This is a genomic window from Cellulomonas sp. 73-92 (assembly GCF_001898175.1).
Lineage (GTDB): Bacteria > Actinomycetota > Actinomycetes > Actinomycetales > Cellulomonadaceae > Cellulomonas.
This window is the reverse complement of the sequence record NZ_MKTH01000024.1, coordinates 236,009-257,027: the sequence shown is the minus strand read 5'-3', so window position 1 is coordinate 257,027 and position 21,019 is coordinate 236,009. Positions and strand designations below refer to the sequence as shown.

Genomic DNA, 21,019 nt, shown 5'->3' with positions numbered 1-21,019 from the left:
CGTCGTGCGCGCCTTCCGGGGCACGGGGCCCGGCCGCGCGGCAGCCCCACCGAGCGGCCCTGACCAGCGCCAACGCCGTCCAGACATACCCGGAGGCGTATATGTGAGAAATGTCACACATGTACCCCGGGGGGTAAGGACCAACGACCCGCGCGACGGTGCGGGCGAGCCCGGAGATTGGTGCCGCGGCGATCCCGCCGGTTCTCGAGGAGGAGAAGCGATGAGTGCGCAGACCGAGGAGCTCAAGGCGCTGACGGGCACCACGGTGGTGGACGCTCGGGGCACGTCGTGCCCGGGCCCGATCCTGGCGGCCAAGAAGGCGATCGGGACCGTGCCGGTGGGCGGCGTGATGGAGGTGCTCGCGACGGACTCGGGCACGCTCAAGGACCTGCCGGCCTGGGCGAAGAAGATGGGCCACGACTTCCTGGGGCACTACGAGGACTCCGGCTACCTGCGGCTGTTCCTCAAGAAGATGAAGTGATCCGGTGAGCGCCTCACCCGCGCCCCGGATCCTCGTCTTCTCCACGAACAACATCTCCGACCCGGGCATCGACCTGGCCGGCAGCCGGCACCTGCACTACCCGGCGACCGTGTCGGTCCTGGCGGTGCCCTGCTCGAGCGGCATCAAGCCGTCGTGGATCCTGCACGCGCTGCAGACCGGCCAGGACGGCGTCTTCATCGCCTCCGACGGCGAGGAGTGCGCCTACCTGCCCGACTGCGCCGAGCGCACGGCGCACCTGGTCACCCAGGCGCAGCAGCTGATGGCCGAGCAGGGCCTCGAGCCGCAGCGGCTGAAGATGGCCGCCGTCTGCTCGGTGTGCGCCGAGCCGTTCGCCAAGTACATGCGTGAGTTCGCCGCCGCGCTCGCCGAGCTCGGGCCCCGGCCCGTGGCCGTCGGCTGAGCGCGGCCCCTCCAGGAAGGAAGGCTTCGACGTGAAGAAGACGATCATCGTTTTCAGCGGTGAGTTCGACAAGGTGACGGCCGCGTTCGTCATCGCCAACGGTGCTGCGGCGATGGACGACGAGGTGACGATGTTCTTCACCTTCTGGGGCCTGAACGCCCTGCGCAAGGACATGCACGTGCCGACGTCGGGCAAGACGGTCCTGCAGAAGATGTTCGGCGCGATGATGCCGCGCGGTCCGAAGAAGCTCACCTTGTCGCACATGAACTTCGCCGGCGTCGGGCCCAAGCTGATGGCGAAGGCGATGCGCGACGAGAACGTGATGCCGCTCACCGAGCTCATCGCGACCGCCCGCGAGCAGGGCGTCAAGTTCATCGCCTGCACCATGTCGATGGACGTCATGGGCCTGCAGAAGGACGAGCTGCTCGACGGCATCGAGTACGCCGGCGTCGCGACCTACCTGGGCGAGGCCGACGAGGCGAACGTCAACCTCTTCATCTGAGCGGTCGTCCGCACGGCCTGCGCCGCGCGCGAGACAGGAGCCATTCGTGGACTACGACGTCCTGGTGATCGGCAGCGGGATCGGCGGCATGGAGTCGTCGATCAAGCTCGGCGACATGGGCTACAAGGTGCTGCTCGTCGAGAAGGAGGCGAGCGTCGGCGGCCGGATGATCCTGCTGTCGAAGGTCTTCCCGACGCTGGACTGCGCCAGCTGCATCTCCGGCCCGAAAATGTCGTCGACGATCAACCACCCGAACATCACCACGAAGACGTACTCCGAGGTGAGCGGGATCCGGCGCGACGAGCGCGGCACGTTCCACGCGACCGTGCGCGAGAAGCCGACCTTCGTCGACTGGGCGGCGTGCACCGGCTGCAGCGACTGCCAGACCGCCTGCACCGTGGCCGTGCCCGACCAGTTCAACGCCGACCTCGTCGCCCGCCGTGCCGCCTACATCGCGTTCCCGCAGGCCGTGCCGAAGAAGGCCGTGCTCCAGCGGGAGGGCACGTCGCCGTGCATCGGCGCCTGCCCTGCCGGCATCAAGGCCCACGGCTACGTCTCCCTCGTCCGCAACGGCAAGGACGACGAGGCCTTCAACCTGGTCCTCGACGCCACCCCGCTCGTCGGCACCCTCGGCCGGGCCTGCTACGCCCCCTGCGAGTCCGAGTGCACCCGGACCAAGCTCGAGGGCCCGGTGCCGATCCGCCTCATCAAGCGGTTCGCCGCCGACCGCCACTACGCGGCGCACGGCACCGCGCCCGCGGCGCCGGTGGTCGAGGTCGCCGAGCCGAACGGCCGTCGTGTTGCCGTCGTCGGCTCCGGCCCTGCGGGCCTGACCGCCGCCTGGCAGCTGGCGCGCCTCGGGTACGCGGTGAAGGTGCTGGAGAAGCGCTCGCAGCCCGGCGGCTACCTGCGCCACGCGATCCCCGCCTACCGGCTGCCGCACGAGGTGGTCGACGCCGACATCGCGAACCTGACGTCGCTCGGCGTCGAGATCGAGTGCGACGCGGCGGTCACCGACCTGGTCGCGCTCAAGGAGCAGGGCGGCTACGACGCCGTCGTCGTGGCGACCGGCACCCAGCAGGCCACCCGGATGGGCGTCCCGAACGAGGACGCGACCGGCTCCGTGACGGGGCTGGAGTTCCTGGCCGACGTGGCCAACGGCCACGCCCCCGACCTCACCGGCAAGCGCGTGGTCGTCGTCGGCGGCGGCAACGTCGCGATGGACGCCGCGCGGGTCTCGCTGCGGCTCGGCGCCGCGGAGGCGAAGGTGGTCTACCGGCGCACGCGCGACGAGATGCCGGCGCACCACGTCGAGGCCGACGACGCCGAGGCCGAGGGCGCGGTGTTCGAGTTCCTCGTCACGCCGCTCGAGGTGCTCGCGACCGACGGTCGGGTGACCGGCCTCACGCTGCAGCGGATGCGGCTGGGCGAGCCGGACGCCTCGGGCCGTCGCAGCCCCGAGCCCGTGCCCGGGGCGACCAGCACGGTGGCGTGCGACGTGGTGATCTCGACGATCGGCATGAGCCCGGACGCCGGGCTGTACGAGGGCGTGGTGCCGGTCGGCCGTGGCCAGCGGATCGCGGTCGACCCGCGGACCCTGCAGACCGAGCTGCCGTACCTCTTCGCCGCCGGCGACGTCACCGCGGGCGCCACCGACATCACCCGCGCGATCGGCTCGGGTCGCCGCGCGGCGCACATGGTGGACCGGTGGCTCACCGGCCGGTCGCTCGACGGCTTCACCGTGCTGGACGGCCGGCTCGACACCGTGACGCACGACCAGGTGCTCTCGCGGCAGACCGCCTACGGGCACCGCAACCCGGTCAAGGGCCAGGCCGACCTGCGGCCGATGCCGCGGACCTTCGACGAGGTCGAGGCGCCGCTGAGCGACGCCGAGGCCCGCTCCGGCGCCGGGTCCTGCCTGGACTGCGGCGTGTGCTCGGAGTGCCAGGAGTGCGTGCGCGCCTGCCCGGCGGACGCGATCCGGATGGACCAGCGCGAGAAGGTGTCGGAGGTCACGGTCGGCGCGGTCGTCGTCTCCACCGGCTACAGGCTGTTCGCCGCCGACGCCAAGCCGGAGTACGGCTGGGGCCGGTACCCCAACGTCATCACGGGCATGCAGATGGACCGCCTGCTCGCCCCGACACGGCCCTACAACACGGTGCTGCGGCCGGGCGACGGGAAGGTGCCGGAGCGGATCGCCTACATCTCGTGCACCGGCTCGCGGGACCAGCAGGTGGGCAACCCGCTGTGCTCGAAGGTCTGCTGCATGTACTCGATCAAGCAGAACCAGCTGATCATGGGCGCCCTGCCGCTGGCCGACGTGACCATGCACTACATGGACATGCGCGCCGCCGGGAAGCGGTACGACGAGTTCTACGAGCAGGCCAAGGACATGGGCGCGCAGTACATCCGCGGGCGCGTGTCCGGCATCACGGAGAAGGAGAACGGCGACCTCGTGCTCCGCTACGAGGACACCGAGGGCTCGGGCAAGATCGTCGAGGCCGAGTACGACCTCGTGGTGCTGGCCGTCGGGATCCAGCCCAACCGGGACGTCGAGCGCCTGTTCTCCGACGAGCCCCTCGGGCTGGACGAGTACTTCTACGTCGCCGAGCCCGACGACGACCTGGATCCGGGTGTCACCGACATCCCCGGCGTGTTCGTGGCCGGGACGGCGGCCGGGGCCAAGGACATCGTCGACTCGATCGTCCACGCCGGCGCGGCGGTCGCCCAGGTGGCCGCCCACCTGGAGCGGACGTCCGTGGCGACCACGGCGGAGGTGCTGGCATGAGCGAGAACCCGCAGGCAGCCGGCGAGCAGGGCGAGGCCCCGCGCCGCATCGGCGTCTACATCTGCCACTGCGGCGGCAACATCTCCGACTACGTCGACGTCGCGGCGGTGCGCGCGGCGATCGCCGACGACCCCGACGTGGTCGTCGCGACCACGACGATGTTCGCCTGCGCCGACGGCCAGCAGCACGAGATGGTGCGGGACATCCGCGAGCAGCACCTGGACGGCCTGGTCGTGGCGTCGTGCTCGCCGAAGCTGCACACGACGACGTTCCGCGGGGTGTCCCGGCGGGCGGACCTCAACCCGTACGCCTACACGCAGGTGAACATCCGCGAGCAGGACTCGTGGGCGCACTCCGACGACCGCGAGGGTGCCACCCAGAAGGCCATCGCGCTCGTCACCGCCGGCATCGCCAAGACGCGGCTGTCGACGCCCCTGGAGCCGCTGCGGGTCGAGACCGTGCCCGCGACGATGGTCGTGGGCGGCGGCGTCACCGGCCTGCGGACCGCGATCGGCCTCGCCGACATCGGGATCGCGGTCATCCTCGTCGAGCGCGAGGCCCAGCTGGGCGGCTGGCTCGGCCGGCTGGGCCCGACGTTCCCGCACGACGTGCCGGGGCGCGATCAGGTCGCCCGGCTGCTGGCGGAGATCGCCGAGCGGCCGACGATCACCGTCCTGACGAACGCCGAGCTCGTGGGCAAGACCGGGTCGTTCGGCAACTACACCGCCAAGGTGCACGTGCGCAGCGAGGCGGCCGACGAGCTGCGGCAGTTCCAGGTGGGCACGTTCGTCATCGCGACCGGGGCCGACGTCTACCAGCCCGAGGTCGGCGAGCTCGGCTACGGCATCGAGGGCGTCGTGACGCTGGCCGAGTTCGGGACGCTGGTCGACGAGGCGGCCGGCGGCACGCTCGCCTGGCACGGCCGCCGGGTCCGCTCGATCGCCTACGTCTACTGCGTGGGCAACCGGCAGCCGGAGGGCAACGCGTACTGCTCGAAGTTCTGCTGCGCCGCCACGGTCCACGCGTCCCTCAAGGTCTCCCGCCTCGACCCGACGGTGCGTCAGTTCCACCTGCACCGCGACGTGCGGGCGTACGGCCGCTACGAGCTGCTGTACACGCAGTCGCGCGAGCGCGGGTCGGTGTACCTGAGGTACCCCGACGACGCGCCCCCCGAGGTCGAGCGCACGGCCGACGGCCGGCTCGCGGTCACGCTGGTCGACGCGCTCACCGGGCCGGACCCGATCACGCTGCCGGTCGACCTCGTCGTGCTGGTGACCGGCATGGTGCCGCGCGAGAACGAGGCTCTGACGACGCTCCTCAAGCTCCCCACGGGCGACGACGGGTTCTACAACGAGATCCACCCCAAGCTGCGGCCGGTGGAGACCGTCGTGGACGGCGTGATGATCGCCGGCACGTGCCAGGGCCCGAAGCCCGCCACCGAGGCCGTCAGCGGCGGCCTCGCGGCGGTGACGCAGAGCGCCGGCATCCTCAAGCGCGGCTTCGCCGAGCTGGACCCGCTGGTCGCCACGGTGAACGAGGCGGCCTGCACCGGGTGCGGCGCGTGCCTGACCACGTGCCCGTACGACGCGATCTCGTCGTACGTGTGCGACACCGGGCAGAAGGCCCTGGTCAGCGCGGCGAACTGCAAGGGCTGCGGCGGCTGCGTGCCGGTCTGCCCGGACGACGCGATCGACCTGCTGGGGTACACGTCGGCGCAGATGCTCGCCGCGATCGACGGTCTGGCGACGACGGGGGTGCCGGCATGAGCACGCACGCGCTGCGCGATCCCCGCGAGGTGATCCGCGAGGAGATGTCGATGCACGCCGCGATCAGGACCGCCCTCGCGGACGGTCCGCTCCGGGTGCCGCAGATCGCCGAGGCGATCGGCCACCCGGCGGAGGAGGTCGTCTACTGGGTGATGGGGATGCGCCGCTACGGCCACCTCGTCGAGCTGCCCGACGACGACGACGAAGGCTGGTTCCCCTACGCGCTGACGAACCCCGGAGCCTGACATGACCACCGTCGTCGACGTCGACCTGCTGGCCGACCTGAAGAAGTTCGGTGCCGCGGACGTCAGCGCCTGCTTCAGCTGCGGCAACTGCACCGCCACCTGCCTGCTCTCGGACAACGACGCCACGTTCCCGCGCCGGATGATCCGGTACGCGCAGGTGGGGCTGAAGGACGAGCTGCTGGGCTCCAAGGAGCTCTGGGCCTGCTACGGCTGCGCCCTGTGCACGCAGTCCTGCCCGACGAAGGCGGACCCCGGCGAGTTCATGGCCGCCGCCCGCCGGTACGCGATCGCCTCGTACGAGCCGACGGGGCTGGCCCGCGTCATCTACACCCGGCCGAGGCTCGGCCTGCTCATCGGGGTGCTGGTGGCCGCCGTGCTCGCGACGTTCATGCTCACGCAGGCCGACCTCGGCGGCCTCCACGCGCCGACGCTCGCGCTCTTCCAGTTCGTGCCCAACGAGCTGATCCACTGGCTGGGCATCGGCGCCATGGCCGCGATGGTCCTGGCCGGCGCCTGGGGCGTGGTGCGCATGGTGCGGGCGACCGCACGCCGCGAGGGCGTGACGTGGGAGGCCGTCGCGGGCTCGCGCGAGGCGGTCCGCCGCGCCGCCGGCGCCGCGTGGGACGCGCTCGGTGTCGAGTCCCTCGGCCAACGGCGCTTCCGCCAGGACTGCGACGGCGAGCCGGAGCCCGAGCCGCTGTGGCGCCGGCGCTGGCTGGTGCACGCGCTGACGGTCTGGGGATTCCTCGGCCTGTTCGGTGCGACGATCATCGACTACGGCCTCGAGCTGCTGGGCGTCAAGGCGACGGGGACGGCGGTGCCGATCTGGTACCCGTCCCGGTTGCTGGGCACGGTCGCCGGCCTGTCGCTGATGTACGGCGTCACGCTGTTCATGGTGGGTCGCTGGCGGCGGTGGAGCGCCACCCAGGCCACCAGCACCGGCTCGGACTGGATGCTCCTGACCCTGCTGTGGATCACCGGCCTCACCGGGTTCGCGATCGAGGTGGCCCTGTACGCGGGCCAGCCCCCGGCGTGGGGCTACTGGGTGTTCCTGCTGCACGTCGCGGTGGCCATGGAGCTGATGCTCATGCTCCCGTTCACCAAGTTCGCCCACGTGATGTACCGGCCTGTCGCCCTCTTCTTCTACGCGCTGGCCAAGCGCGCGTGAGGGGCGCCGGTACGATCCCTGCACGACCCACGCCACCGGCTCGGTGGCACCGCAGCCCGGGGGAGGCCCCTGATGCAGCTTGACACCACCGAGTTGACGGCGGTCATCCACCGCCTGCGCCGTGCCCAGGGGCAGATCGGCGGCGTGCTCAAGCTGCTGGAGTCCGGCGCGGACTGCGCCGACGTCGTCACGCAGCTGGCGGCCGTCTCGAAGGCGCTGGACCGGGCGGGCTTCGCGATCATCGCCTCGGGGCTGGAGCAGTGCCTGACGCGCGGCGACGACGCCGCCGGCGTCGATCGGGCGAAGCTGCAGAAGCTGTTCCTCTCGCTCGCCTGACCGCCGGTCAGGCCGCGCCGGGCCCGTCGGTGCGGAGGTAGGGCCCCAGCAGCTCGTGCGCGAGCGCACGGGCGCGGCGTTCCCCGGCGCCCTCGGAGACCAGCCGGCTGACGGCGAACACGAGCGCCTGCACCAGCTCGGCCATCCGTTCGGGGTCGCTCGCGCCGTGCTCCCGCAACGCGCCGACCAGGGGGGTGCGCAGCTCGTCGTGCATCGCGTGCGTCGGGGTCGCGACCGCGTCCGGCCGCGTGATCGAGGCCAGCGTCATCATCAGCGCGTGGTCGCCGCGGGCGACGAGGTGGACGTTGGCGTCCACGTAGGCCAGGACCTTGTCACCGGGCGTCCGCTGCCGGGCCATCCGGTCGCGGACGTAGCGCGTCCAGCGCGGGAACGTGTCGGCGGCCAGCGCGTTGAGCAGGTCCTCGCGCGAGCTGAAGTACGAGTACGCGCTCGACCGTGCGAGGCCCGCCCGGGCGGCGACGTCCGCGAGGCTCGGCGCCTCGGTGGTCGGTCCCTCGGAGAGCAGCGCGCGGGCGGCGTCCAGCAGTGCCGCACGCTGCGCGGCGTGGTGCTCGACGACGGTGGCCGCCTGGATCTTGGGCACGCCGCTCCCTCCCCGGGCCGGTGATCGGGCGTGTGCCATGGTATCGACGTCATGTCGGGACGTCGATACGGGGCCAGTTGATTTTACCGACACTGTGTCGGTAAGATCGGCAACCGTGACCGAGAGCACGCACGTGTCGAGCACCGCCGCACCGACCCCCACGCTGGACCGCCGCGGCTGGGCCGCGCTCCTGACCATCGGGTTCGGGGTCGCCGTCGTCATCATGGACGCGACGATCGTCAACGTCGCCCTGCCGGTGGTGATGGCGGACCTGCACCTGACCGGGGCGGACGCGCAGTGGCTCAACGCGTCGTACGCGCTGGTGTTCGCCGCCGTGCTCATCACCGTCGGCCGGCTCGGCGACCTGCACGGGCGGCGGCGGTTCTTCGCCGCGGGGATGGTCCTGTTCATGGCGGCCTCGCTGGTGGCGGGGCTCAGCGGCGGGGCCGCGCAGCTCGTCGTCGCCCGGCTCGTCCAGGGCCTGGGGGCGGCGATGGTGGTCCCGAGCACGCTGTCCACGCTGAACGCGACGTTCACCGGGCGCGCGCGCACCATCGGCTTCGCGGTCTGGGGGTCAGCCATCGGCGGCATGGCCGCGATCGGCCCGCTGCTGGGCGGGTGGCTGGCCACGGACGTCTCGTGGCGCTGGGCGTTCTGGCTCAACATCCCGGTCGGGCTGCTCGTGCTGCTCGGGATCGTGCGGGCGGTGCCCGAGACGCGGGACGCCACGGCGGCTCCCGGCACCGACGCCTGGGGCGTGGCGCTGAGCGCGGTCGGCATGGGCGGCATCGTCTTCGCGCTCATCGAGTCGTCGTGGTTCGGCTGGGTCCGGCAGGACTCCGGTGCGCTGTCGCCCGTCCCGTTCGCCCTCGCCGGCGGCGTGCTCGCGCTCGTGGCCTTCGTCGTCGTCGAGACCCGCCGCGCGGCGGCCGGGCGGCACGTGCTCGTCGACCTGGCGCTGCTGCGCGTGCGCACCTTCCGCGCCGGCATCGTGGCCGCGCTCATCGTCGCCTTCGGCGAGTTCGGCCTGCTGTTCACGCTGCCGCTGCTGCTGCAGGGCACGCTCGGCTACTCGGCGCTGGGGACCGGCGGCGTGATCCTCTGCCTGGCGATGGGCACCTTCCTCGTCTCGGGGGCCCTGCCTCAGTTGGCCCGCCGGATGTCCCAGCGGGCGATCGTGCAGACCGGGCTCGCGCTCGAGGCGATCGCCGTCGGGGGCCTGGCGCTCAGCGTGTCGACGAGCATCACCGCCGTGGCGCTGTGCCTGTGGCTGTTCCTCTACGGGATCGGCGTCGGCATGGCCACCGCGCAGCTGACCTCCCTGCTGCTCTCGGACGTCCCGGTCAACGAGAGCGGGCAGGCCTCGGGCCTGCAGAGCACCGTGCGCCAGCTCGGGTCCGCCCTCGGGGTCGCCCTGCTCGGCGGCCTGCTGGTGTCCACGTTGGCCGCCGCCACCCGGCGCAACCTCGGCGCCCTCGGGCTGCCCGCGGGTACGGTCGACCAGCTGACCGCCGCGGTCAAGGACAGCGCCGGCACGGCGATCGCGGGCCTGCAGGCGGCGCCGGGGATGCACGCCGCGGCGGCCGCCGCGGGTGACGCCATGATCCACGCGAGCCAGGTCACCACCGGGCTGGCGGCGGTCGCGCTGGCCGTCGGGCTGGTGGCGACGTTCGCGCTGCCGAGGCGCGCGGGCGGCTGACGCCGGGCACCGCGCGGCGTCGCCGCGGTCCCGCCTCCCCGCGGGGCCCGGTCCGGTCAGCCGCCGAGGGGCGCCGCGAGCCGGCCCACGGACGGCGCGAAGCGCGACGCCTTCCAGGCGACCCAGCCGCAGGTGACGGCGGCCGGGACCTCCGACGCGGCCGCCATGACCAGGGCGACGACGAGGCGGTGCAGCGACATCGACGTGAGGATGTCGAACCACGCGTCGAGCAGGAAGAGCGGCAGCGCCAGCAGCGCCACCGTGTGGGTCGCGGCCCGGCCGAGGCGCAGGAAGATGCCGATCAGCGCCAGGCCGAGCGTCTCGAGGACGTCGATGCCCACCCAGATCAGGGTGTACGGGTTCATGCCGAGCACGGTGGCCAGCGCCCAGGGGCGGTGGAGGGCCCGCGGCGAGTCGGCGGAGCCGAGGTAGACGGTCCAGCCCGCCAGGACGAGGGCGGCGACGAGCAGCACCGCCCCGAGGATCCGCTCGCGGCGCCGGTCCCGCTCGCGCGAGAGCAGCCAGCGGCGCAGCGTCGGCGGCGGCTCCGCACCGGGACCGTGCGTGACACCGGTGCCGAGGGTGGTGAGGTCGACCATCCCGCGCCCTCCTGTGCGCCGACGCCCGCGCTGACGGACCCATCCTCGCCGCCGAACCTGCGAGCACGATGTGTGTCTCAGCCGCCGGCGAGCGTGTACCAGACGCCGTACGCGCCGGCGACGCACATGACGACCGTGGTGGTCCACCCCAGCGCGGCGGCGACGCGACCGTTCGCATAGCGGCCCATGATCCGGCGGTCGCGCGAGATGAGCATCATGACCAGCAGGAACGGTCCCGCGGCGATCCCGTTGACGACGGCGCTCAGCACGAGCAGCCGGATCGGGTCGAGGTGGGCGAGGCTCATCGCGGTGCCCGCGACGATCCCCACGCCGAACAGCAGGTAGAAGAGCGGCGCCCGGGCCGGGGAGCGGTCCAGGCCCCACTCCCGGTCGGTCAGCCCGGCCATGCCCGCCGCGCCGGAGGCCGCGAGCACCGGGACCGCCAGGACGCCGGACCCGATGAACCCGATCGCGAACAGGACGGTCGCCCAGCGGCCGGCGATGGGCTCGAGCGCCTTCGCCGCGTCCGCCGCCGAGGCCACCTGCTGGCCCGAGGCGCCCAGGGTCGCCGCGGTGGCGATGATGATCGCCAGCATGATGAGGCACGAGAAGGCCATGCCCGTCACGACGTCGATCCGCCCGTCGCGCATCGCGCGGCGCCGGGCGCGCGGTGTGCGCTGCGACAGCGTCGGGGCGCGCGGGCCGCCGAGGTCCTGGGCGCGGAGCTCCTCGACGCGTTGCGCCGTCTGCCAGAAGAACATGTACGGCGAGATCGACGTGCCGAGCACGGCCACCGTCAGCCCGAGGTAGGCCGGCGTCATCCGGAAACCGAACCCCAGCAGGCCGCGCAGCACCTCGGACCAGTGCACGTCGGCGACCACGACGACGCCGAGGTACACGAGCAGCACCAGGCACAGCCACTTGAAGACCCGACCGATGGTCTCGAACGAGCCGGCGACGACCGCGACCAGGATGGCGACTCCGAAGAGGCCGCTCCACACCACCCCCGGGCCGGCGTGGAGAAGCGCCATGCCCTGGCCGACCGCCATGAGGTCCGCCGCGACGTTGACGACGTTCGCGACGATGAGGAGGGCGACCAGCACGCCGATCACCAGGCGCAGCGAGTGGGGGAACCGGCGGCGGATCAGCCGCCCGAAGCTGTCGCCGGTGGCCTGCGCCATCCGGTCACAGATCTCCTGCGTGGCCGCCATGAGGGGGAAGCTGAGGACGACCGTCCACAGCTGGCCGTAGCGGAACGTCGCCCCGGCCTGCGCATACGTCGCGATGCCCGACGGGTCGTCGTCCGCGGCGCCGGTGACGAGGCCGGGTCCGAGCAGGTCGAGGAAACGCCTGGCCCGCGACCGTGAGTCGCGCACGCTGTCCTGCATCGTGCTCTGCCGGCCCATGGCGGCCTCCCGGGATCGGGCGCCCACCGTCCCGGGGACCTGTCACCACATGGTGACGGCCGGCCGCCGATCGTGCGACCGGGCGCCGCCGGTGGGCGTCACTGCGGGTGCGGCGTCTCACCCCGCGCGAGCCGCCCGACGAGCGTCGCGATCCTCCCGGCCCGGGCGGCCGGGCTGGCGGTCGCGACCCGGTGGAGCACGGCATAGCGGTTGGCGGCCGACAGCCGCTCGAACAGCGCGGCGGCGTCGGGCGACGCCGCCAGGGCGGCCGCGAGGTCGTCGGGCACCTCGGCGGTGGCCGCCCCGGCGTAGGCCCGCGCCCACCGCCCGTCGGCGCGGGCGCGGTCGATCTCGGCCCGGCCGCGCGGGCGCATCCGCCCCTGGGTCACGAGCTCGGCGACGAGCCCGATGTTCCGCTGCGACCAGATCGAGGTCCGCCGGCGCGGCGTGAACCGCTGCCGGAAGGTCGCCGCGTCGCCGGGGCGCTTCTGGCCGTCGATCCAGCCGCTGCACAGCGCCTCGTCGAGGGCCTGGGCGTAGGTGAGGGACGTCGGGCCGGGTGTGCCCTTCTTCGCCAGCACCAGCCAGACGCCGGCGGGCTCGTCCTCGTGCTCGTCGAGCCACGCCCGCCGCACCCTGCGACACCGGTGATCGCCGTCGCTCGAAACGGCCGAACACGCGCACGAGCCCGGCGAGCACCAGCCCGTAGGCGCCGAACCAGGCCGGCCGGCTCGCCCACCAGTCGACTCCCCACGCCACGGGCAGCCGCTCGTGCAGCGCCACCAGGTCCAGCCCGACGACGGCGAACATCGCCGTCAGGTGCCACACGTACACGGTCATCGACCGGCGGGCGAGCCAGCCGAGGAGCGGCCGCCCCCGGCCGTGCGCCCAGCGCTCGATCGTCGCGCGCAGCAGGAGGACCGCGCACACCTGAGCGATCGCCTGGGCGACGATCGGCGCCGTCGGCGGGTTGAGGTTGGAGATCGCGTCGCCCGGCATGCCGACCATGCTCCGGGGGTAGGGGCCCGCGACGACGAGGACCGTCATCGCCCCGAGCCCGGCCGCGAGCCCGGCCCACAGCGCGCGTCGCGACACGGGCGCACGGCCGGCGACCCGGTCGTCGGCGTAGGCGACGCCGGCCAGGAACGGCACGGCCCACACCAGGAGCACGTTCGCCCACGCGGCCGGACGGACCCCCGCCCCGAACCGCAGCAGGTCGACGACGAGCGGAGCGGCCGCCGCCACCACGAGGGCGCGCCACCGCCACCGCCGCCACACCCGCACCAGCGCCGGCACCGGCACGAGCAGCGCCAGCCACACCAGGAGGAACCACAGCGGCTGCGGCGCCATGAGGACCAGGCGGCGCACGGCGCCACCGGGCACCCCGCCGGCGATCAGCCCCACGGCCGCGACGGCCCAGACGGCGGCGAACACCGCCACGGGCCGGGCGACCGCGCGCAGCCGGCCGCCGAGCGCCGCCCGCCTCCGGGTGGCCGCGGCGGCGTGCTGGTAGGCCGCCGCCGCGCCGGAGGCGAAGAAGAGCAGGGGCAGCACCTGCATCGGCCACGTCAGCAGCCAGGCCGCGCCGTGGTGCAGGGCGTTGCCGACGACGAGCGTGCGGCCGTCCCACGTCGCCTCGGCCATCAGCCAGTGCAGCGTGACGATGCCGAGCGTGCCGAGCGTGCGGACGGCGTCCACGAACGTGTCCCGCGCGGGCGGCGCCGGCCGGGGGAGCGTCGCAGCGGGCGCGGGGCGGGCGAGGACGGTGGCCATGGCGGGCCTTCCGGGTCGGTGATGCTGACCCGTTCAGCCTCATGACCTGCGGTGATGTCCGGTACGGGTCGGTCCCCCGCACGGCCGGCGGCGGTCCGCCGACGCGGTGGTGGGCCGGCCTCAGGGGAGGGCGGGGGTTGTCCCCCGCTCGTGAGGCGGCGAGCCGCCGGCGCGGCTGGCGGCGGCGCTCAGGCGCCGAGGTAGCGCAGCACGGCGAGGACGCGGCGGTGGTCGGCGGCGTCCGGCTCGAGGTCCAGCTTGGTGAAGATGGCCGCGACGTTCTTCTCCACGGCGCCGTACGAGAGGTAGAGCGCGTCGGCGATGGCGCCGTTCGACCGGCCCTGCGCCATGAGCTCGAGGACCTCGCGCTCGCGGGCGGTCAGCCGTTCCAGCCCCGCGTCCCGGCCGCCGGTGGCGCCGAGCAGCTGGCGGACCACCTCGGGGTCGAGGACGGTCTGCCCGTCGGCGACCCGGACGAGGGCGTCGACGAAGTCCCCGACGTCGGCCACGCGGTCCTTGAGCAGGTAGCCGACGCCGCGCGCGTCGCCGGCGAGCAGCCGGGAGGCGTAGCGCGTCTCCACGTACTGCGAGAAGAGCAGGACCCCGAGCTGAGGGTGGCTCGCCCGCAGGGTCAGGGCGGCCCGCAGGCCCTCGTCGGTGTGCGAGGGCGGCATCCGGATGTCCGCGACGACGACGTCGGGAGCCGCCCCGGTCGCGACCAGGGAGTCGACCTCGGCCAGCAGCGCCTCGCCGTCACCCACCGCCGCGACGACCTCGTGCCCGCGGCGACCGAGGAGCGCGGCGAGGCCGTCGCGGAGGATGACCGAGTCCTCCGCGAGGATGATCCGCAACGGCCTGCCCTGGACCGGGTGGCTCACGATCGGGTGCTGGCCGGCAACGTCACGGTGACCACCGTAGGCCCGCCGGCGGGGCTGGACAGGTCGAACGTTCCGTCCACGGCCCGCACCCGGTCGGCGAGCCCGGCGAGCCCGGTCCGGCGTCCCGTGCCGTCGGGGGGCACGACGAGCGCGCCACCCCGACCGTCGTCGTACACCCAGAGCCGCAGGGAGCCGTCCGAGCGGTCGAGGCTGACGCGCACCACCGACGCGCCCGCGTGCTTGGCGGCGTTGGTCACCAGCTCCGCGACCGTGAAGTACGCGATGGACTCGACGGCGGGGGACAGCGCGCGGCCGACCGTCACCGACGGGTCGACGGTGAGCGTCACGGGCACCGGCGCGCGCGCCGCGAGGGTCTCCAGCGCGATCGCCAGGCCGCTGTCGAGGGCCGGCGGGTGGATGCCGCGCGCGATCTCCCTCAGCTCGGTCAGTGCCTCCTTCGTCGAGGCGTGGGCGGTGCTCAGCAGCTCGTCGGCCACCGCGGGGTCGCCCGAGGCGAGCTGCTCGCGGGCCTCGCCGAGCTGCATCGCGACCGCGACGAGCCGGGCCTGCGTGCCGTCGTGCAGGTCGCGCTCGATCCGGCGCAGGCGGGCGTCGGCGTCCTCGACCTGGGCCGCCCGGGAGGCGCGCAGCTCCGCGACGCGGACGCTGGTGCGGGACGGGCCCAGCAGAGCCCGCGTCAGCACGCGGAACAGCTGGGCGAACAGGTGCTGGAGCCACGGCCAGACGAAGAGCAGCACGAACCCGCCGAGCGCGACGAGCCACAGCCGGCGGGGCGTGTCGGCGAACCAGTCGTTCCCGAACTGGGCACCGCGGTGCAGCGTGCCGTCGGTGGCCGCCTGCAGCGGGAGGAAGCGGTACCAGTACCAGTACGTCAGCCCGCCGGCGCCCGTGGCCAGGAACGTGACGCTCGTGACGAAGCCGGCGATCGCCGCCGGGAACGCCAGCAGCATGAACAGCAGCGCCCGCCAGCCGTCGACGTCGCCGAGCATCGCCCACAGGCCGCGCCAGAAGCCCCGGGGCCGGCCGAACGCCGGAGGTTCCTCGACCCGCTCGTCGAGCAGCCCGGCCGCCAGGCCCCGGTACATCGCGCCCCAGCCGCGCGCGGCGAGCACCAGGACGCCGACGAGCCCGAGCCCCACGACCGTGACGACCAGGCCCGCCGCCAGCGACGGCACGAGGATGACGTAGGCCAGCGCGAACGGCGCCAGCAGCAGCGCCAGCCAGAGGTACCCGTGCTCGCGCCAGGTGCGGGGGTGGAACGGTGCGGTGAGGACGTTGGGTCCGCGCCGCTCCCGCCCGGCCCACACGGCCTGGGTCGTCCCGGTGGCTGGCACGCTCATGCTGGTCATGGTCCCAGCCTCGCCGTGCCCTGGCGGGAGTGGCAGGGTGCGATCCGCCGTCGTGGAACGGGGGATGTCCCCCGGGCGGTCAGGCGTGGAACCCCTGCACGGTCGTGCCGAGCCACGTCAGCGCGGTCGGCATCGCGTCGGCCCACACCGTGATCCGGTGGCCGGAGCTGATGTCCACCTGCGACTGGATCGACAGCGGCGGGCGCGCCGCCCGCAGCAGCGCCGCGCTCGAGGAGTAGGAGAGCGAGTCGGCCTTGCTCGTCTGCAGCCACAGCGCGACCGGCGGCGGGCTCGACGAGGCGAGATGGACCAGCTCGTACCGCTTGAAGGCCGCGTCCGAGGGCCGGAACGGCACGTAGGCGTTCTCGAAGATCGGCGACATGTACCCGCCGAGGACGACGCCGGCGCCGTACACGTCGGGGTGCAGCATCGTCACCATCGCGGCGCACCAGCCGCCCGACGAGAACCCGAGGGTGGCCCAGGACGCGCGGTCCCGCGCCACGCGCAGGTGCGCCGCCAGGGCGTCCGGGACGTCCTTCGCCAGCCACGTCTCGACCTGCGGCTGCCCGGTGCCGCCGTCGACGCACTCGGTGTCCGCCCCCGCCGGGAACTCGATCTGCGGCGCGACGACGATGACGGGGCCGATCTTGTGCCGGCCGCCCAGCGCGTCGAGCGAGGGGACGAGGTTGACGCCCTGCATCCACACCTCGGGCGCGCCCGGGTAGCCGTGGAACGCGACGATGACGGGGTAGGACCGGTCGGCGTTGGCCGGGTCCTCGTAGCCGACGGGGAGGCTGACCAGGACCCGGCCGGTCAGGCCGCTGGCCTGCCCGGTGACGGTGAACACCTGGTCCCGCCGGCCGGGCGACGGCAGCGGCGGCAGCTCGTGCCGCGTCAGGGTGGGCAGGCCGGGGCCGGTCGGCTCCACCTGGAGCGCCGCCTGCGGGGCGGCGCCGCCGGCGTCGGCCTTGACGACCGGCGTCGACGAGCCGAACAGGTCGCCCCAGCTGGCGTACCACTCGTTCTGCCGGTTGAGCACGGTGGCCACCGAGAGCACCACGAGCGCGCTGACGAGCACCTGGATCCCCAGCCGGGCCAGCACCCCCCGGGCGCCCGTGCCGCGAGGTGCGCGCAGGGCGCCCCACGCCAGCGCCCCGACCGTCAGCGCCAGCACCAGCACCAGGAACGGGATGTCCGTCAGACCCATGACCTGCCCATCGCTTCGTCGTTCGCCGTGGACGAGGGTAGGGGCGCCAGGGGTCACGCAGCCGTCGTCGCCGCGCGGGGTGCGTGCAGATACGGTGCAGGTCGGGACGCGCCGACCGGCCGGCCGCCGTGGGTGGGGGGAGGACCCGTGATCGTCGGGCTGCTGGCCGCGATCGGGGCGAGCGTCGGGTACGGCGTCGCGACGGTGCTCCAGGCGCTCGGCGCGCGGCGGTCCACGGGCCTGTCGGCCCTGCGGCAGCCGGCCGTGCTCGGCGGCTTCGCGCTGGACGGCCTCAGCTTCCTGGTGTCGCTGCTGGCGTTCGCGCGGCTGCCGCTGTTCCTCGTCGAGACCGTCATCGCGTCGTCGCTCGTCGTCGTCGTGCTCCTCGCGCACCCGGTGCTGCACACGCCGTTGCGGACGGTCGACCTGGTCGCGTCGGCGGTCGTCGTCGGCGGCCTCGTCGTCCTCGCCGGGGCCGGCGGCAGCCAGCCGGCGGTCAGCGCGGGCCCGACCGTCGAGCGGTGGGTCTTCGTCGCCCTCGGGCTGCTCGTCGTCGGCACCGTGGCCTCCTACCGCCGGGCGCCGGCCTGGGTCATGGGGCTGGCCAGCGCCCTCGGCTACTCGGGCGTGGCGATCGGCGTCCGCGCGGCGCGGACCACGGGCACGCTCGCTGCGATCCTGTGGCAGCCGATGGCCCTGGTGGTGGCGCTGTCGGGGCTCGTCGCGGTCGTCGCCTACGTGCGTGCGCTCGAGCGGGGTCCCGCCGGCCTGGCCGCCTCGCTGGTCTCGGTGGGCGAGGTCGTCGTCCCCGGTGCGGTGGGGCTGGCCGTCCTCGGGGACACCGTCCGCACCGGGTGGGCGGTGCCGGCCGCGGTCGCGATCGCGCTGGCGCTCGTCGGCTGCCTGGTGCTGGCGCGCGCGCCCGGCAACGAGGTGGAGCAGCACGCGGCGACCTGAGTGAGCCGGCGCGCCCCCGACGTCGTTCTACCGACGAGCGGTGGACGACGACAGGGGAGGGTGGCACCCCGTCGACCTCACCGACCTCCGGCGGAAGCGGGTGCTGACATGGTCACGTGGGTGCTGCGGCTGCTGGTCGCGGGCGGGTTGGGCGTCGACGCGTGGGTCCACGCCCGCCTCGCCCCGGGGTACGACGCCAACCGGCAGGCGGGCGGCCTCAGCCAGGGGGACCTGTTCCGCGCGGAGGCCGTGGCCGCGGCGGTCGTGGCGGTCCTCGTGCTCGTCGTCGTGCTGCGGCGGGCGGCGGTCGCCGGACTCGGCGTCGCCGTCCTGGCGGTCCTCGTCTCGGCCTCGGCCCTCGGCGCGCTCCTGCTCTCGGTGTATCGGCAGGTGGGGGCCGTCGGTCCCCTGCCCGACATGTACGAGCCGTTCTGGTTCCCCGACAAGACGCTCGCCGCCGTCGCCGAGGGCATCGCGGTGGCGGCGAGCGTCGCACTCGTCGTCGTGCTCTGGCGCCGGCTGCGGAGGCGGCCGCCCCCGGGCCGGCGCCACGAGGCCGTCACCCGGACGGCGCTCCGGGCCTGAGGGATGTCACGGCGACGTCAGGATCACCAGCTCCTGGGTGGCCCGGGTCATGGCGACGTAGCGGTCCACCGCGCCCTCGACACCCGTGCCGAACCGGTCCGGGTCGACGAGCACCACCAGGTCGAACTCCAGGCCCTTGGCGAGCTGCGGCGTCAGCAAGCGGACGCGCGGCCCGGGCTCGAAGCCCGGGTCGCCGACGACGCAGGCGACGCCCTCGTCGTGCGCGGCGAGCCAGGCGTCGACGACGGCTCGCAGGTCCGACGCCGGGCCGTGGGTCACGCCGATCCCGGTGGCGCGCACCGAGGTCGGCACGTTCGCGTCGGGGATCGCGGCCCTGATCACGGGCTCGGCCTCGGCCATCACCTCCTGCGGTGTGCGGTAGTTGATCGTCAGCGTCGCCTGGCCGACGTCGCGCAGCCCCACCCGCTCGAGGCGCTCCCGCCAGGACTCGGTGAACCCGTGCCGGGCCTGCGCCCGGTCGCCGACCACCGTCAGGCTGCGCGAGGGGCACCGGGCGAGCAGCATCTGCCACTCCGCGTCGGTCAGCTCCTGCGCCTCGTCGACGACGACATGGGCGAACGGTCCCGCGAGGGGGTCCTCGTCGACACCGGGCAGCGCGGCCTCGTCGACGAGCGCGCCCTGCAGGTCGGCGCCCTTGAGCATCGACATGACGAGCATCTCCGAGTCGTCGCTCGCGATGAGGTGCTCCATCACCTGGTCGCGCTGCTCCCGCTCGTCCGCGAGCAGGGCCGCGCGCTGCCGCCGTCGCCGCGCGGCTCCCGGGTCGCCGAGCCGGCGCCGGGCGGCGTCGAGCAGCGGCAGGTCGGAGGCCGTCCACGCCTGCGCGTCGGGGCGCTGCAGCGCCGCCACCTCGTCGGCCGCCAGCCAGGGTGCGCACAGGCGCAGGTAGGCGGGCACGGTCCAGAGGTCGCCGACGAGGTCGGTCGGTTCGAGCAGCGGCCACGCCCGCCGGAACGTGGTGACGAGGTCGCGGTCCCGCCGTAGCGCCCGCCCGAGCTCGTCCGGGGGCACGCCGTCGAGCCGGTCGGCGACGATCGCCACCAGCTGCTCCCAGGCCTCGTCCTGCGCCTCGTTGTGCGGGGTGCCCGGGTCGGCGGCGTCGAAGGCCTCGGCCCAGTCGTCCGGGCCGAGCCGGACGTCGCCCCAGGGCGTCTCGACCGTCGTGGCCGTGCTCGGCGGCCGCTCGTAGAACGCGACGGCCGGCTCGATCGCGCGCACCATCGCGGCCGAGGCCTTGAGCCGGGCCACGCGCGGATCGGGCTCGTCCCGGGCACCCGCGCCCTGCGGCAGGAGGTCGCGCAGCGTGCACGTGCGCACGCCCTCCTCGCCGAGGCTGGGCAGCACGTCCTCGACGTAGGCGAGGTACGGCTCGTGCGGGCCGACGACGAGGACGCCGCCGTGGTGCCGGCCCACGCGCGGGTCGGCGTACAGGAGGTAGGCCGCCCGGTGCAGCGCCACGACGGTCTTGCCGGTGCCCGGACCGCCGTCGACGACGAGCGCCCCCCGCGAGCCCGCACGGATGATCGCGTCCTGGTCGGCGGCGATCGTGGCGAGCACGTCGCGCATGCGCGCCGAGCGGCTGGCGCCGAGGCTGGCGATGAACGCGGACTCGTCGTCGGGCGCCGCGCCGTTGCTCCCGTCCGGGGCGAAGACCTCGTCCCAGTAGTCGCTGACGCGGCCCCCCGTCCAGCGGTAGCGGCGCCGGCTGGCCAGGCCCATCGGGTGCGCGCGGGTCGCGCCGAAGTACGGCTCCGCCGCCGGCGAGCGCCAGTCGACGAGCAGCTGGCGGCCGTCCTCGTCGGCCAGCCCGAGGCGCCCGACGAAGACCGGCGTTCCGTCACCGGCGGCGACCATGCGGCCGAGGCACAGGTCCAGGCCGTAGGAGCGCAGCACGCGCAGGCGCGCGGCCAGGCGGCGGATCCCCTGGTCCCGCTCCACCGCCTCCTGGCCGAGCGTCGCGGGCAGCCGGCGCTGGGCGTCGAGGCGGGCGTCGAGGTCGGCGACCTGCCGCTCGAGGGCCGCTGCCACGGCGGCGAAGTGCGCCTCGTCGGCGCCGACGAGCGCCGGGTCGGCCTTGGCCGCGAGCCGGGCGGGGAGGGCGAAGGCGCTGGTGGTGGGCGGTGTCACGGCATCGGCTCCCGGGTGTCTGGGTGGAGTGTGCGGCCGCGGTGGGGCGCGCGGCCGGCCATCGTGCTCCACGCGGGGGGCCTTGC

The 21,019-nt window shown here is 74.2% G+C and carries 19 protein-coding genes and 1 pseudogene; 11 read left to right on the top strand and 9 right to left on the bottom strand.

The genetic code is table 11. The annotated features are described in order from the left end of the window. Positions 1–220 precede the first annotated feature (220 nt). The 8 genes from BGO37_RS16620 (at position 221) to BGO37_RS16585 (ending at position 7,707) form a co-directional block, all read left to right on the top strand. Positions 221–481: a sulfurtransferase TusA family protein gene (locus tag BGO37_RS16620; protein ID WP_291756747.1), complete on the top strand. Its 261-nt coding sequence runs from the start codon at positions 221–223 to the stop codon at positions 479–481. 4 nt (positions 482–485) lie between these two features. Then, on the top strand, positions 486–902 hold the full coding sequence (locus BGO37_RS16615) for a hydrogenase iron-sulfur subunit (protein ID WP_291756744.1): 417 nt from the start codon (positions 486–488) through the stop codon (positions 900–902). A gap of 31 nt (positions 903–933) precedes the next feature. Beyond that, positions 934–1,404 (top strand): DsrE/DsrF/DrsH-like family protein, encoded by a 471-nt coding sequence (locus tag BGO37_RS16610; RefSeq protein ID WP_291756741.1) that lies wholly within the window; start codon positions 934–936, stop codon positions 1,402–1,404. A gap of 46 nt (positions 1,405–1,450) precedes the next feature. Continuing rightward, on the top strand, positions 1,451–4,192 hold the full coding sequence (locus tag BGO37_RS16605; RefSeq protein WP_291756738.1) for an FAD-dependent oxidoreductase: 2,742 nt from the start codon (positions 1,451–1,453) through the stop codon (positions 4,190–4,192). Further along, a complete protein-coding gene (locus tag BGO37_RS16600; RefSeq protein WP_291756736.1) occupies positions 4,189–5,958 on the top strand; it encodes a CoB--CoM heterodisulfide reductase iron-sulfur subunit A family protein in 1,770 nt (589 codons plus the stop codon). The genes BGO37_RS16605 and BGO37_RS16600 overlap by 4 nt, the downstream gene beginning before the upstream one ends. Next, entirely contained in the window at positions 5,955–6,203 is a 249-nt protein-coding gene (locus BGO37_RS16595; protein ID WP_291756733.1) for a hypothetical protein, read from the top strand. The genes BGO37_RS16600 and BGO37_RS16595 overlap by 4 nt, the downstream gene beginning before the upstream one ends. A gap of 1 nt (position 6,204) precedes the next feature. Next, positions 6,205–7,371, top strand: coding sequence for a 4Fe-4S dicluster domain-containing protein (locus BGO37_RS16590; RefSeq protein WP_291756730.1), 1,167 nt, complete (start codon positions 6,205–6,207; stop codon positions 7,369–7,371). 72 nt (positions 7,372–7,443) lie between these two features. Then, complete coding sequence (locus BGO37_RS16585) at positions 7,444–7,707, top strand: metal-sensitive transcriptional regulator (protein ID WP_291756729.1); 264 nt, start codon at positions 7,444–7,446, stop codon at positions 7,705–7,707. Positions 7,708–7,714: 7 nt separating this feature from the next. Here the strand turns inward: BGO37_RS16585 and BGO37_RS16580 are convergent, their stop codons facing one another. Continuing rightward, on the bottom strand, positions 7,715–8,311 hold the full coding sequence (locus BGO37_RS16580; RefSeq protein WP_291756727.1) for a TetR/AcrR family transcriptional regulator: 597 nt from the start codon (positions 8,309–8,311) through the stop codon (positions 7,715–7,717). Between the two features lie 115 nt (positions 8,312–8,426). Here BGO37_RS16580 and BGO37_RS16575 point away from each other — a divergent pair, with 115 nt between their 5' ends. Beyond that, positions 8,427–10,010: an MFS transporter gene (locus BGO37_RS16575; RefSeq protein ID WP_291756724.1), complete on the top strand. Its 1,584-nt coding sequence runs from the start codon at positions 8,427–8,429 to the stop codon at positions 10,008–10,010. Between the two features lie 56 nt (positions 10,011–10,066). Here the strand turns inward: BGO37_RS16575 and BGO37_RS16570 are convergent, their stop codons facing one another. The 7 genes and pseudogenes from BGO37_RS16570 to BGO37_RS16540 all read right to left on the bottom strand — a co-directional run bounded on the left by BGO37_RS16570 (position 10,067) and on the right by BGO37_RS16540 (position 17,243). Further along, on the bottom strand, positions 10,067–10,609 hold the full coding sequence (locus tag BGO37_RS16570; RefSeq protein WP_291756722.1) for a hypothetical protein: 543 nt from the start codon (positions 10,607–10,609) through the stop codon (positions 10,067–10,069). A 77-nt stretch (positions 10,610–10,686) separates the two neighbouring features. Beyond that, positions 10,687–12,015 (bottom strand): NRAMP family divalent metal transporter, encoded by a 1,329-nt coding sequence (locus BGO37_RS16565; RefSeq protein ID WP_291756719.1) that lies wholly within the window; start codon positions 12,013–12,015, stop codon positions 10,687–10,689. Between the two features lie 98 nt (positions 12,016–12,113). Next, positions 12,114–12,650, bottom strand: coding sequence for a YdeI family protein (locus tag BGO37_RS16560; protein WP_291756845.1), 537 nt, complete (start codon positions 12,648–12,650; stop codon positions 12,114–12,116). A 67-nt stretch (positions 12,651–12,717) separates the two neighbouring features. Next, a pseudogene (locus tag BGO37_RS16555) lies at positions 12,718–13,788 on the bottom strand (acyltransferase family protein); the annotation flags it as partial. A 188-nt stretch (positions 13,789–13,976) separates the two neighbouring features. Next, positions 13,977–14,639: a response regulator transcription factor gene (locus BGO37_RS16550; protein ID WP_291756843.1), complete on the bottom strand. Its 663-nt coding sequence runs from the start codon at positions 14,637–14,639 to the stop codon at positions 13,977–13,979. Positions 14,640–14,662: 23 nt separating this feature from the next. Then, a complete protein-coding gene (locus BGO37_RS16545) occupies positions 14,663–16,027 on the bottom strand; it encodes a sensor histidine kinase (RefSeq protein ID WP_291756716.1) in 1,365 nt (454 codons plus the stop codon). 88 nt (positions 16,028–16,115) lie between these two features. After that, entirely contained in the window at positions 16,116–17,243 is a 1,128-nt protein-coding gene (locus BGO37_RS16540) for an alpha/beta hydrolase-fold protein (protein ID WP_291756713.1), read from the bottom strand. 147 nt (positions 17,244–17,390) lie between these two features. Between BGO37_RS16540 and BGO37_RS16535 the strand changes: the two genes are divergently transcribed. Both BGO37_RS16535 and BGO37_RS16530 read left to right on the top strand, forming a co-directional pair. Then, positions 17,391–18,200: a hypothetical protein gene (locus BGO37_RS16535; protein WP_291756711.1), complete on the top strand. Its 810-nt coding sequence runs from the start codon at positions 17,391–17,393 to the stop codon at positions 18,198–18,200. A 108-nt stretch (positions 18,201–18,308) separates the two neighbouring features. After that, a complete protein-coding gene (locus BGO37_RS16530; protein WP_291756709.1) occupies positions 18,309–18,785 on the top strand; it encodes a hypothetical protein in 477 nt (158 codons plus the stop codon). A 6-nt stretch (positions 18,786–18,791) separates the two neighbouring features. On the opposite strand, the gene helR is transcribed toward BGO37_RS16530, so the two are convergent. Continuing rightward, the gene (gene helR, locus BGO37_RS16525; RefSeq protein WP_291756707.1) at positions 18,792–20,933 is read right to left on the bottom strand and encodes an RNA polymerase recycling motor ATPase HelR; all 2,142 of its coding nucleotides are present in this window, start codon (positions 20,931–20,933) and stop codon (positions 18,792–18,794) included. Positions 20,934–21,019 lie beyond the last annotated feature (86 nt).